Raw genomic sequence first — 12,490 nt, 5'->3', positions numbered from 1 at the left:
GAGGGCACCCATGGCAACCGTCAACGGCGGCATCTCCTTCTGGTACGCGAACACCGGCGCTCCCGCCCCGCGCGAGCCGCTGCCCGGCGACGCCGCGGCCGACGTGTGCGTGGTGGGCGGCGGCTACACCGGACTGTGGACCGCGTACTACCTGAAGAAGGCGGCGCCGTTCCTCCGGATCGTGGTGCTGGAGAGCCGGTTCTGCGGGTACGGCGCCTCCGGCCGCAACGGCGGCTGGCTGTACAACGGGATCGCCGGGCGCGACCGGTACGCCAGGCTGCACGGCCATGACGCGGCGGTGCGGCTGCAGCGGGCCATGAACGACACCGTGGACGAGGTGATCCGGGTCGCCGAGGAGGAGGGCATCGACGCCGACATCCACAAGGGCGGGGTGCTCGAAGTCGCCCGCACCCCAGCCCAGTTGGCCCGGCTGAAGGCGTTCCACGAGGCCGAGACGGCGTTCGGCGAGAAGGACCGGCTGCTGCTGGGCGCCGCGGGGGCCGCCGAGCGGATCCGGGTGGCGGGCACCGTCGGCGGCACCTGGACGCCGCACGGCGCGCGGATCCACCCGGTGAAGCTGGTGCACGGGCTCGCGGCGGCGGCCGAGGCGCTGGGCGTGGTGATCCACGAGTCAACCCCGGTGACCGAGATCCGGCCGAAACACGCGATCACCCCGTACGGCACGGTGCGGGCGCCCTACGTGCTGCGCTGCACCGAGGGCTTCACGGCCGGGATCCGGGGGCAGCGGCGGTCCTGGCTGCCGATGAACTCCTCGATGATCGTCACCGAGCCGCTGCCGCGGCGCGTGTGGGACACCATCGGGTGGGAGGGCATGGAGACGCTGGGCGACATGGCGCACGCCTACATGTACGCGCAGCGCACCGCCGACGACCGCATAGCGCTGGGCGGGCGCGGCATCCCGTACCGCTTCGGTTCGCGTACGGACAACGACGGCCGGACCCAGGAGTCGACGGTGGCGGCGCTGCGGGAGATCCTGGTCCGCTTCTTCCCGGCGACCGCCGGGGTGGCGATCGACCACGCCTGGTCGGGCGTGCTGGGCGTGCCGCGGGACTGGTGCGCGAGCGTCGAGCTGGACCGGGCGACCGGCCTCGGATGGGCGGGCGGCTACGTGGGCAGCGGCGTCGCCACGGCGAACCTGGCGGCCCGTACGCTGCGCGACCTGGTCCAGTTGGACTCCGGCCAGGGCGCGGCGACCGAGCTGACCGGGCTGCCGTGGGTGGGCCACCGGGTGCGGCGCTGGGAACCGGAGCCGTTCCGCTGGCTCGGAGTGCACGGCCTGTACGCGGCGTACCGTGCCGCGGACGGCCGCGAGCGGGCCGCCCGCTCCACCCGCACCGACCGGCTGGCCCAGCTCGCCGACCGGATCTCGGGCCGCCACTGACCCGGCCCCCTCCGGTGCGCGCCGAAGTCCCGCGACCGCGTCCCCACGCGGCCCGAAGGTTCCGCGCCATTCCGATTTCCCGGGGAAACCTGGCGCGATCCGCGTCCCCCGCACCGGCAGGGCGTATGTCGTTAACCTTTCGTTCACACTCAGTCCGTACGGTCGCCGCGTCGCTGCCCGCCCGAACGATTGTCTGGGTGAATGGAACACCTCACGCTGCTCATCGGAGTCGTGATCGTCACCGCTCTCGTGTTCGATTTCACGAACGGTTTCCATGACACCGCCAACGCCATGGCCACCACCATTTCCACCGGGGCGCTAGCGCCGAAGGCGGCGGTGGCGATGTCGGCAGTCCTCAACCTCGTCGGCGCGTTCCTCTCGGTCCAGGTGGCCAAGACGATTTCCGGCGGAATCATCGACGAAAAAGCCGGGGTCAAACCCGAAGTGATCTTCGCGGCGCTGGTCGGCGCCATTGTCTGGAATCTGGTGACCTGGCTCGCCGGACTACCATCCAGTTCCTCGCACGCCCTGTTCGGCGGGCTGATCGGCGCGACGCTGGTGGCCGTCGGAGCGCACGGCATCCACGGCAACGCCATCGTGATGAAGATCCTCATCCCGGCGGTGGTCTCACCGTTCGTCGCCGGTTTGGCCGCGATGCTGGCGACCAGGGTGACCTACCGCGTCGGCCGGAACGCCGACCCCGAGGCCACCTCGAAGGGCTACCGCGCGGGCCAGATCGCCTCCGCCGCCCTGGTCTCACTCGCGCACGGCACCAGCGACGCCCAGAAGACCATGGGAGTCATCACCCTGGCGCTGGTCACCGGCGGCATGGTCGCCCCGCACTCCGACCCGCCGCTGTGGGTCATCCTGGCCGCCGCGAGCGCCATGGGCCTCGGTACCTACCTGGGCGGTTGGCGGATCATCCGCACCATGGGCAAGAAGCTCACCGACATCCAGCCGCCGCAGGGTTTCGCCGCCCAGACCGCCGCCGCCACCACCATCCTCGCCTCCTCCCACCTGGGCTTCGCACTGTCCACCACCCATGTGGTCTCCGGAGCGGTCACCGGCACCGGGCTCGGCCGGCAGGGCGCGGTGGTGCGCTGGGGCGTGGTGCGGCGCATGGTGCTGTCCTGGCTGATCACCCTGCCCGCCGCCGGACTGGTGGCCGGAGGCGCCACGTTCGTCGCCCTGCAGGGTGGTTGGGGCGTGCTGCTGGTCGGTCTGCTCGGTCTTGCCGTATGCGCCGGATCCTGGCTGGTCTCGATGCGCAAGCCGGTGGACCACACCAACGTCAACGACATCGACGAGCTGGTGCCGCCGCGGCAACCGGCCGCCGCCCCGGCGTTCGACGCCTTCGCCGCCGACCCGGCGCTCACCGCCACCATCCCGGCCCCGCAGCCGAACGCCACCCGGAAGGAAGCCGCACTGTGAACATCGACTGGAGCGCCCTGGCCTCGGTAGCGGGCGTGAGCCTGGTCGCGACCGTCGGCCTGGTGGGCCTGTTCACCCTCGGCATCGTCGGTCTGTCCAAGCAGCAGCAGTCGGCGCGCACCACCGGGTACGCGGCCTTCGCCGTGTGCGCGGCGGCCGTCGCCTACGGCCTCTATCTCATCGCGGGCTGAGCGCGGGGCGCGCACGCCGTGCGCGCCGCGTGTGGGGCTTCGCACACTCACCCCTGGTCGGTCAAAGCCCAGTTGACTGCCGTTCCCGCAGCGTGGTGGACTGCCCGGTGCCATACGGCACCAACAAGCCCAAACGGCGACAGGAGAGGAAGCCGGTGTGAATCCGGCGCGGTCCCGCCACTGTCACCGGGGAGTGCGTTCCCACCCGAGGGTCACGGCCGAGCGATCGGCTGGAAGGCCAGGGGGCGCGCCGATCCGGGAGCCAGGAGACTCTCATCGCCGGTCACGTCGAACCAGGGCGCGGACCCTGAGTGAGGACTCCTGCCATGCGCGGCACACCACCCTTCGCCCTGACGCCACACCCGCGCCGAGGAACGACGGCGGTCTGACCCATGCGTGCCGACCGTCTCTTCGGGTACGGCGCGGTCCTTGGCTTCGCGGGCGACCTGCTCACCGGTGACCCGCGCCGGGGGCATCCGGTCGCCGCGTTCGGCCGGGCCGCCGCCGCCTGTGAACGCGCCCTGTGGCGGGACGACCGCGCCCGCGGCACCGTCTTCACCGCGCTGTGCGCGGGCGGCGCGGTGGCCGCCGCCACCGCGGCCTCCCGGCTGGCCCGCCGCTCCCCCGCCGCCTCGGTGGCGCTGACCGGCGCGGCGACCTGGGCCGTGCTGGGCGGCACCTCGCTGGCCCGCGAAGCCCGTACCGTCGGCGCCGCGCTGGCCGCCGGGGACCTGCGGCTGGCCCGGGAGCGGCTGCCGCACCTGTGCGGCCGGGACCCGCAGGCGCTGGACGGGCAGCAGATCGCCCGCGCCGTGGTGGAGTCGGTCGCGGAGAACACCTCGGACGCGGTGGTCGGCGCCCTGGTGTGGGGCGCGCTCGGCGGCGTGCCGGGGCTGGTCGGGTTCCGGGCGGTCAACACCCTGGACGCGATGGTCGGTCACCGCTCGCCGCGCTACCGGCGGTTCGGCTGGGCGTCCGCCCGGCTGGACGACGTCGCGGGCTACCCCGGTTCGCGGTTGACCGCCGCCCTCACCGTGCTCGCCGCGCCCAACCGCCGTGCGGCCTGGCGCACTTGGCGGACGGACGGCCCCAAGCACCCGAGCCCCAACGCCGGTCCGGTGGAGGCGTCGTTCGCGGGCGCCCTGGGGGTACGGCTGGGCGGAACACTCTCCTACGGCGGCCGGATCGAGCGCCGCCCGGTGCTGGGGGACGGCAACCGGCCGGTGGAGGTGGCGGACATCGAGCGCGCGGTACGGCTTTCCCGCCGGGTGAGCGCGCTGGCGCTGGCCACCTGTGTCGCGGGCCGGTACGTACTGCGCGGAAGCGGAAGGGGGACGCGGTGAGCGGTGGGCTGTTGGTCGCGGGTACCACGTCGGACGCGGGCAAGAGCGTGGTGACGGCGGGCATCTGCCGCTGGCTGGCCCGCAGGGGTGTCAGCGTCGCCCCGTTCAAGGCGCAGAACATGTCGCTGAACTCCTTCGTCACCCGCGACGGCGCGGAGATCGGCCGCGCCCAGGCGATGCAGGCGCAGGCCGCCCGGGTCGAGCCGAGCGCGCTGATGAACCCGGTGCTGCTCAAGCCCGGCGGCGACAGCACCAGCCAGGTGGTGCTACTGGGCAAGCCGGTGGGCGAGTTGAGCGCCCGCGGCTACCACAGCGGCCGCCAGGAGAGACTGCTCGAAACCGTCACGGACTGCCTCCAGCGGTTGCGTGACACCCATGACGTGGTGATCTGCGAGGGCGCGGGCAGCCCCGCGGAGATCAACCTGCGCCGCACCGACATCGTCAACATGGGCCTGGCGCGCGCCGCCCGGCTTCCGGTGGTGGTGGTCGGTGACATCGACCGCGGCGGTGTCTTCGCCTCCTTCTTCGGCACCACCGCGCTGCTCGGCCGCGAGGACCAGGCACTGCTCGCCGGGTACCTTGTGAACAAGTTCCGCGGCGACGTCTCGCTGCTGGAGCCCGGGTTGGAGATGCTGCGCGGCCTCACCGGACGCGCCACGTTCGGTGTGCTGCCGTACGCGCACGGGTTGGGCATCGACGAGGAGGACGGCCTTCGGGTGTCGCTGCGCGGCACGGTCCGGGAGTCCAACTCGGCTCCGCCGTACGGCGAGGACGTGTTGCGGGTGGCGGTCGCCGCCGTACCGCTGATGTCCAACTTCACCGACGTGGACGCGCTGGCCGCGGAACCCGGTGTGGTGGTGCGCTTCGTGGACCGGCCGGAGGAACTGGCCGACGCCGATCTGGTGGTGCTGCCCGGCACCCGCGGCACCGTCAAGGCCCTGCGCTGGCTGCGGGAGCGGGGACTGGCCGACGCGGTACGGCGGCGAGCCGCCGAGGGCAGGCCGGTGCTGGGCATCTGCGGCGGCTTCCAGGCCCTCGGGCGGACCATCGAGGACGAGGTCGAGTCGCGCGCCGGAACCGTCGAGGGGCTCGGACTGCTGCCGGTGCGGGTCCGGTTCGCACCGCGCAAGACCCTCGCCCGCCCGTCCGGCAAGGCGCTGGGCGAGCCGGTCGAGGGCTACGAGATCCACCATGGCCTGGCCCGACTCGACGACGGCGGCGAGCCGTTCCTGGACGGGGTGCGGGTGGGCGCGGTCTGGGGCACGCACTGGCACGGCTCGCTGGAGAGCGACGGCTTCCGCCGGGCGTTCCTGCGCGAGGTGGCGCGGGCGGCCGGGCGCCGCTTCGTACCGGCGCCGGACACCAGCTTCGCCGCGCTGCGCGAGGAGCAGTTGGACCGCCTCGGCGACCTGATCGAGGAGCACGCCGACACCGCGGCTCTGCTGCGGCTCATCGAGGACGGCGTGCCCGCCGGTCTCCCGTTCCTGGCTCCGGGGGCACCGTGACATCCATCACTCGTAGGAGGAATCCCGGCGTGAGCACCCACTACCCCTTCACGGCGATCGTCGGGATGGACGACCTGCGGCTGGCGCTGCTGCTGAACGCCGTCTCCCCGGCGGTCGGCGGTGTGCTGGTGCGGGGTGAGAAGGGCACCGCCAAGTCGACCGCGGTACGGGCGCTTTCGGCGTTGATGCCGACGGTCGAGGTGGTGCCGGGGTGCCGCTTCTCCTGTGACCCGCAGGCACCGGACCCGGCCTGCCCGGACGGCCCGCACGACCCGGCGGACGGTGGAGCGCACCGTCCGGCGCGGATGGTGGAGCTGCCGGTGGGCGCCTCCGAGGACCGGCTGGTGGGCGCACTGGACATCGAACGGGCCCTGGCCGAGGGCGAGAAGGCCTTCGAGCCCGGTCTGCTGGCCGCCGCGCACCGCGGGGTGCTCTACGTCGACGAGGTCAACCTGCTCCACGACCACCTGGTCGACCTGCTGCTGGACGCCGCCGCGATGGGCGCCTCGCACGTCGAGCGCGAGGGCGTCTCGGTGCGGCACGCCGCGCGCTTCCTGCTCGTCGGCACGATGAACCCCGAAGAGGGCGAACTGCGCCCGCAGTTGCTCGACCGGTTCGGGCTCACCGTGGAGGTGTCGGCGTCCCGCGAGCCGGACCAGCGGGTCGAGGTGGTGCGCAGGCGGCTGGCGTACGACGAGGATCCGGCGGCGTTCGCCGCGCGCTGGGCGGCCGAGGAGGACGAGCTGCGCCAACGCATCGCCGCCGCACGCGGGTTGCTGCCGTCGGTGCGGCTCGGCGACGCCGCGCTGCGCCAGATCGCCGCGGTGTGCGCGGCTTTCGAGGTGGACGGGATGCGCGCGGACATCGTGACCGCCCGCACCGCCACCGCGCTGGCCGCCTGGGCGGGCCGTACCGAGGTGCTGGACGAGGACGTACGGCAGGCCGCGCTGCTGGCCCTGCCGCACCGGCGCCGCCGCAACCCGTTCGACGCACCGGGGCTGGACGAGCAGAAGCTGGACGAGACGCTGGAGGAGTCCCGCGGCGAGGACGACGACCCGGATCCGGACGGCCCCGGCGGCCCGGACGGCGGTGGGCAGCCCCCGCAGGACGGGCCGGCGGGCGACCCGGCCGTCCCCGACCAGCGCTCCGGTGAACGGCCCGACGAGCGGCAGCCCGACCCGAGCGGTGACGCGGCGGGTCCCGCGCCCGGCGGCGCCGAGCAGGCCGCGGTGGCCGCCACCGAGCCGTTCCGCACGAAGACCCTCACCGTCTCGGGACTTGGCGACGGCGTCGCCGGGCGGCGCTCCCGGGCGCGTACCGAGCACGGCCGCACCACCGGCGCCCGCCGCCCCCGGGGCGCGCTGACCAAGCTGCACCTGGCCGCCACCGTGACCGCCGCCGCCCCGCACCAGCGGGCGCGCGGGCGCAGCGGTCCCGGTCTCGTGCTGCGCAAGGACGACCTGCGGCAGGCGGTACGGGAGGGCCGGGAGGGCAATCTGGTGCTGTTCGTGGTCGACGCCTCCGGTTCGATGGCGGCCCGGCAGCGGATGGCCGCGGTGAAGGGCGCGGTGCTCTCGCTGCTGCTCGACGCCTACCAGCGGCGCGACAAGGTGGGGTTGGTGACCTTCCGCGGCACCGGCGCGGAACTGGCCCTGCCGCCGACCTCCTCGGTGGAGGCGGGCGCGACCCGGCTGGAGAAGCTGCCGACCGGTGGCCGTACTCCGCTGGCCGCCGGGCTGCTCAGGGCCCGCGAGGTGCTGCGGGTGGAGCGGCTGCGGGACGCGTCCCGGCGGCCGCTGCTGGTCGTGGTGACGGACGGCCGCGCTACCGGAGGGCCGGAGCCGGTGGCGCTGGCGGCGCGCGCGGCGCGGCTGCTGGCCGCCGAGGGAGTGGCGTCGGTGGTCGTGGACTGCGAGAGCGGACCGGTTCGGCTGGGGCTCGCGGGTGCGCTCGCCCGTGAACTGTCCGGTACCGCCGTCACTTTGGACGAGTTGCGCGCGGACGCGGTGTCCGCGCTGGTACGCGACGTCAGGAGGGCCGCGTAATGCCGCAGGGGAAGCCGAGTGTGGTGCCGGAGGACGGCCTGACGACGCGTCAGCGGCGGAACCGCCCGCTGACGATCGTGCACACCGGTACCGGCAAGGGCAAGTCGACGGCCGCCTTCGGCATGGCGCTGCGCGCCTGGAACCAGGGCTGGCCGGTCGGGGTGTTCCAGTTCGTCAAGTCCGCCAAGTGGCGGGTCGGTGAGGAGCGGGCGCTGCGGGTGCTCGGAGACTCCGGCGAGGGCGGCACGGTCGCCTGGCACAAGATGGGCGAGGGCTGGTCGTGGGTGCAGCGCGACCTGGAGTCCAGCGAGGAGGCGGCCCGGGAGGGCTGGGCGCAGGTCAGGCGCGACCTGGCCGCCGAGACCTACCGGCTCTACGTGCTGGACGAGTTCGCCTATCCGATGCACTGGGGCTGGGTGGACACCGATGAGGTGCTGGCGGCGCTACGGGACCGCCCCGGCACCCAGCACGTGGTCATCACCGGCCGCAACGCGCCGCAGAAGCTCATCGACGCCGCCGACCTGGTGACCGACATGACCAAGGTCAAGCACCCGATGGACAGCGGGCAGAAGGGCCAGCGGGGCATCGAGTGGTAGCCGTTCCACGTCTGGTGATCGCCGCTCCCTCCTCGGGCAGCGGCAAGACCACCGTAGCCACCGGTCTGATGGCCGCCTTCGCCCAGCGCGGCCTGGCTGTCTCACCGCACAAGGTCGGCCCGGACTACATCGACCCCGGGTACCACACGCTGGCCACCGGCCGCCCGGGCCGCAACCTGGACGCCTATCTGTGCGGCCCGCAGCGCGTCGCGCCGCTGTTCCTGCACGGTGCGCGCGCCGCCGACCTGGCCGTGGTCGAGGGCGTGATGGGGCTGTACGACGGTGCGGCGGGACAGGGCGAGTTGGCCTCCACCGCGCAGGTGGCGAAGCTGCTGCGGGCGCCTGTGGTGCTGGTGGTGGACGCCTCGTCGCAGTCCCGCTCGGTGGCCGCGCTGGTGCACGGCTTCGCGTCCTGGGACCCCGAGGTGCGAATCGGCGGCGTCATCCTCAACAAGGTCGGCTCCGATCGCCATGAAGCACTGCTGCGCGAGGCGCTGGAGGAGTCGGGCGTCCCGGTGCTGGGCGTACTGCGCCGCTCCGCCCGACTCGCCGTCCCGGCACGCCACTTGGGCCTGATCCCGGCGGCGGAACGCCGCACGGAGGCGGTGGGCGCGGTACGCGAGATGGCGGATCGCGTCCTGGCGGGCTGCGACATGGACGCGCTGCTGGCCCTGGCCAGGACGGCTCCCGTGCTGACCGACGAACCATGGGACCCGCTGGCTTGTGGGCGGCCCTTCCGCCGGGGCGGAACGGAGGGGCACAGCCCCACGGCGGCCCCGCGTCCGGTCGTGGCGATGGCCAGCGGCCCGGCCTTCACGTTCTCGTACCCGGAACACACGGAACTCCTCACCGCCGCGGGCGCGGAGGTCATCCCGTTCGACCCGCTGCGCGACGAACGGCTCCCCGACCGCACCGCCGGGCTGGTGATCGGCGGTGGCTTCCCGGAGGTCTACGCCCCGGAACTCTCCGCCAACGAACTCCTCCGCAAGGCGGTCGCCACCCTGGCGTCCGCAGGAGCCCCGGTGGCGGCTGAGTGCGCCGGACTGCTGTACCTGGCAAGGGAGTTGGACGGCGCGCCCATGTGCGGTGTGCTCGACGCCACCGCCCGGATGACCGACCGGCTGACGCTCGGCTACCGCGATGCCGTCGCGGTGGCCGACAGCGCGCTGGCCGAGGCCGGAACCCGGCTGCGCGGCCATGAGTTCCACCGCACCGCCATCGAACCGGGAGCCGGGCGGACCCCCGCGTGGGGCTGGTCGCAGCCGGCGCGCCGCCTCGAAGGGTTCGTCGCGGGACCAACGGGAGGCGTGCACGCCTCCTACCTGCACACGCACTGGGCGGCCGAACCCTCGCTGGCCCACAGGTTCGTCGCGCGGTGCGCCGGTTGACCGGGCACCGGGTCGTCGTCGGCGTGGGCGCCAGCTCGGGCGCGCCCGCCGACGAGGTGTACGAGGTGATCGAAAGCGTGCTGGCCGAGGCGGGTCTGGCAGCGGAGCGCGTCGCCGCGTTGGCGACCGTCGCCGCCAAGGCGGACGAGCCCGGGATCGTCGAGGCGGCCCGGCGGCTCGGCGGCGTGCCGGTGCTGGCGTACGACGCGGCGGTGCTCGCCGCGATCGCGGTCCCCAGCCCGTCTCCCGCGGCGCTCGCCACCGTCGGCACGCCGAGCGTCGCGGAGGCCGCCGCCCTCGCCGCGGCGCCCGGCGGTGAACTCCTGGTCCGCAAGCGGAAGTCCACCCCGCGCGCCGAACGTCCCCCGACGGCCACCGCCGCCCTGGCGTCCCGACCCCGCGGGTAATCCATGACGACCCCGCGACCAGCCGGTTCCCCCTCTGGGTAGGGCCGGTACGGTGTGCCGCACGCACAGAACCGGCACCACCCGCAGCAAGGAGACACCCCCGTGACCTCGCCGCCCGCCCTACTGCTGATCGGTCCTGGTCCGCGCGACGCCGAGGAGCCCGCTGCCCTCCACTCGCTTGTCAGAACGGTCGGTGAGCGCGCGCCGTGGCTACCGGTCGGCGGCGGATCCGTCGAGTCACTGGCCGACACGGTCGACGAGCTGGTGGCGCGGCACGGCGTACGGCACTTCGCGGCCGTGCCGTTGGCGCTGGCCACCGGCGGTGTGCGGGACGCGCTGCGCCGCGAAGCGCTGCGGCACCCGGACACCTCGTACCGGCACCTGCCGCTGGACGCGCGGCCGGAACTGCTGGAGGCGTTGGAGCGCCGCCTGGACGCGGCGCTGGGCGACGGCCGCCGCTCCCCCTCCGACCGCGCGGCGACCACGGTGCTGCTGGTCGGCCGGGGCACCACCGACCCCGACGGCAACGCCGAGGCGCACCGGGCGGCACGGCTGCTGTGGGAGGGGCGCGGTTACGCGGGCGTGGAGACCGCGTTCGGCTCGGTCGCCGCACCCGATGTGCCCTCGGGGCTCGACCGCTGTGTGCGGCTCGGCGCGCGCCGGGTGGTGGTGCTGCCGTACTTCCTGTTCGGCGGCCCGTTGGCGGGCAGGGTCCGGCAGCAGGCCGAGGGCTGGGCGGAGGCGCACCCGGGGATCGATGTGCGGTACGCCGAAGCGGTCGGCGGTACACCGGAGTTGGCAGAACTGGTACTGGCCCGGTACCACGAGGCGCTGCGCGAGGACTGCGAGGTGTGTGCGCCGTGACAGCCGTGCCAACCCATGCGGACGAACACGACCTGCGCCACCACGGCGACGCGGAGGTCCGTGACGACGGCGCGGACCTGGTGGACCTGGCCGTCAACGTCCGTACCGGAACGCCCCCTTCGTGGCTGTTGGCACGGATAACCGCCTCACTGGCCGGACTTGCCGCCTATCCGGACGGCCGGGCGGCCCGGCAGGCGGTCGCGCGGCGGCACGGCAGGCCGTCCGAGGAGGTGCTGTTGACCGCGGGCGCGGCGGAAGCGTTCGTACTGCTGGCCCGTGCTCTCGCGCCGCGCCGGGCGGTCGTGGTGCATCCGCAGTTCACCGAGCCCGAGGCGGCGTTGCGGGACGCGGGTCATCCGGTGCACCGGGTGCTGCTGCGGTACGAGTCCGGCTTCCGGCTGGACCCGGCGGACGTGCCGCAGGACGCCGACTTCGTGGTGATCGGCAATCCGACGAATCCCACGTCCGTGCTGCATCCGACGCGCACCCTCGCCGGACTGGCCCGCCCCGGCCGCACGGTGGTGGTCGACGAGGCGTTCATGGACGCGGTGCCGGGCGAGCGCGCGTCGCTGGCGGAGCGCCGCGATCTGCCCGGTGTGGTGGTGCTGCGCAGCCTCACCAAGACCTGGGGGCTGGCGGGGCTGCGCATCGGCTATGTGCTCGCCGCCCCGCCGACGATCGCCGCGCTGGAGCGCGCGCAACCGCTGTGGCCGGTCGCCACCCCGGCGCTGGCGGCGGCCGAGGCGTGCTGTGCCCCGCCCGCCGTGGCGGAGGCCGCGGAGGCGGCGCGGCGCATCGCACAGGAGCGGGAGCATCTGCTGTCCCGGCTGGCGGACCTCCCGGCCGTCGAGGTGGTGGGCCCGGCCGAGGCGCCGTTCCTGCTGCTGCGGTTGCCGCAGGCGGCGAAGGTCCGCGAGCGCCTGAGGGAGTTGGGCTTCGCGGTCCGCCGTGCCGACACGTTCCCCGGCCTGGGCCCCGACTGGCTGCGGGTGGCGGTACGGGACCGCGCCACGACCGACGCGTTCACCACCGCCCTGGCCCGCGCCGCCCTCCCGTAGCAACCCGTAGGATCCACAGGCATGTTCACCAACTTCGACCTACTGGAACGCCGGCTGGTCCGCGTGGAGAAGAAGCTCGACCTGATCATGGAACACCTGGGCATCCAGGTCGACCAGCCAGAACTGCGGGAGGTCCGCGAGTTCATCCAGGAAGGCAAGATGCTCAACGCCATCAAGGCCTACCGCGAGGCCACCGGCGTGGGCCTGAAGGAAGCCAAGGCCGCGGTGGACCAACTGGCTTCCCAGGCCTGAGCCGCCGG

At 73.9% G+C, this 12,490-nt stretch carries 12 protein-coding genes and 1 riboswitch; all 12 genes read left to right on the top strand.

Translation table 11 applies throughout. The features are described 5' to 3' along the window. The first annotated feature begins 10 nt into the window (after positions 1-10). Complete coding sequence (locus O5O46_RS07905) at positions 11-1,402, top strand: NAD(P)/FAD-dependent oxidoreductase (RefSeq protein ID WP_269854516.1); 1,392 nt, start codon at positions 11-13, stop codon at positions 1,400-1,402. Positions 1,403-1,603: 201 nt separating this feature from the next. Then, a complete protein-coding gene (locus O5O46_RS07900; protein WP_269854515.1) occupies positions 1,604-2,833 on the top strand; it encodes an inorganic phosphate transporter in 1,230 nt (409 codons plus the stop codon). Then, positions 2,830-3,024, top strand: a complete 195-nt coding sequence (locus tag O5O46_RS07895) for a hypothetical protein (RefSeq protein ID WP_269854514.1) — start codon at positions 2,830-2,832, stop codon at positions 3,022-3,024. Before O5O46_RS07900 ends, O5O46_RS07895 begins: the two co-directional genes overlap by 4 nt. A gap of 146 nt (positions 3,025-3,170) precedes the next feature. Beyond that, positions 3,171-3,296, top strand: a riboswitch (cobalamin riboswitch). Between the two features lie 120 nt (positions 3,297-3,416). Continuing rightward, entirely contained in the window at positions 3,417-4,367 is a 951-nt protein-coding gene (locus O5O46_RS07890) for a cobalamin biosynthesis protein (protein ID WP_269854513.1), read from the top strand. Further along, entirely contained in the window at positions 4,364-5,872 is a 1,509-nt protein-coding gene (locus O5O46_RS07885) for a cobyric acid synthase (RefSeq protein WP_269854512.1), read from the top strand. Before O5O46_RS07890 ends, O5O46_RS07885 begins: the two co-directional genes overlap by 4 nt. A 29-nt stretch (positions 5,873-5,901) precedes the next feature. Next, entirely contained in the window at positions 5,902-7,917 is a 2,016-nt protein-coding gene (locus tag O5O46_RS07880; RefSeq protein ID WP_269854511.1) for a putative cobaltochelatase, read from the top strand. Then, the gene (gene cobO / locus O5O46_RS07875) at positions 7,917-8,513 is read left to right on the top strand and encodes a cob(I)yrinic acid a,c-diamide adenosyltransferase (RefSeq protein ID WP_269854510.1); all 597 of its coding nucleotides are present in this window, start codon (positions 7,917-7,919) and stop codon (positions 8,511-8,513) included. The genes O5O46_RS07880 and cobO overlap by 1 nt, the downstream gene beginning before the upstream one ends. Next, complete coding sequence (locus O5O46_RS07870; RefSeq protein WP_269854509.1) at positions 8,507-9,901, top strand: cobyrinate a,c-diamide synthase; 1,395 nt, start codon at positions 8,507-8,509, stop codon at positions 9,899-9,901. Before cobO ends, O5O46_RS07870 begins: the two co-directional genes overlap by 7 nt. After that, positions 9,898-10,308 (top strand): cobalamin biosynthesis protein, encoded by a 411-nt coding sequence (locus tag O5O46_RS07865; protein WP_443072423.1) that lies wholly within the window; start codon positions 9,898-9,900, stop codon positions 10,306-10,308. Before O5O46_RS07870 ends, O5O46_RS07865 begins: the two co-directional genes overlap by 4 nt. 102 nt (positions 10,309-10,410) lie before the next feature. Next, positions 10,411-11,172 (top strand): sirohydrochlorin chelatase, encoded by a 762-nt coding sequence (locus O5O46_RS07860; protein WP_269854508.1) that lies wholly within the window; start codon positions 10,411-10,413, stop codon positions 11,170-11,172. Then, positions 11,160-12,230 (top strand): Rv2231c family pyridoxal phosphate-dependent protein CobC, encoded by a 1,071-nt coding sequence (cobC, locus tag O5O46_RS07855; protein ID WP_443072422.1) that lies wholly within the window; start codon positions 11,160-11,162, stop codon positions 12,228-12,230. Before O5O46_RS07860 ends, cobC begins: the two co-directional genes overlap by 13 nt. A 21-nt stretch (positions 12,231-12,251) precedes the next feature. After that, positions 12,252-12,482: a ribosomal protein L7/L12 gene (locus O5O46_RS07850; RefSeq protein ID WP_269854506.1), complete on the top strand. Its 231-nt coding sequence runs from the start codon at positions 12,252-12,254 to the stop codon at positions 12,480-12,482. Positions 12,483-12,490: the final 8 nt, after the last annotated feature.

Origin of the sequence: Streptomyces sp. RPT161 (genome assembly GCF_027533845.1) — a bacterium.
In the GTDB taxonomy this organism is placed as follows: domain Bacteria; phylum Actinomycetota; class Actinomycetes; order Streptomycetales; family Streptomycetaceae; genus Streptantibioticus_A; species Streptantibioticus_A silvisoli_A.
The sequence above is the reverse complement of the archived record's forward strand: the minus strand, read 5'-3'. Positions and strand labels throughout refer to the sequence as shown.

Coding starts and splice junctions, on each gene's coding strand:
- O5O46_RS07905 (WP_269854516.1), top strand. CDS start 11: ATGGCAACCGTCAACGGCGGCATCTCCTTCTGGTACGCGAACACCGGC.
- O5O46_RS07900 (WP_269854515.1), top strand. CDS start 1,604: ATGGAACACCTCACGCTGCTCATCGGAGTCGTGATCGTCACCGCTCTC.
- O5O46_RS07890 (WP_269854513.1), top strand. CDS start 3,417: ATGCGTGCCGACCGTCTCTTCGGGTACGGCGCGGTCCTTGGCTTCGCG.
- cobO (WP_269854510.1), top strand. CDS start 7,917: ATGCCGCAGGGGAAGCCGAGTGTGGTGCCGGAGGACGGCCTGACGACG.
- O5O46_RS07850 (WP_269854506.1), top strand. CDS start 12,252: ATGTTCACCAACTTCGACCTACTGGAACGCCGGCTGGTCCGCGTGGAG.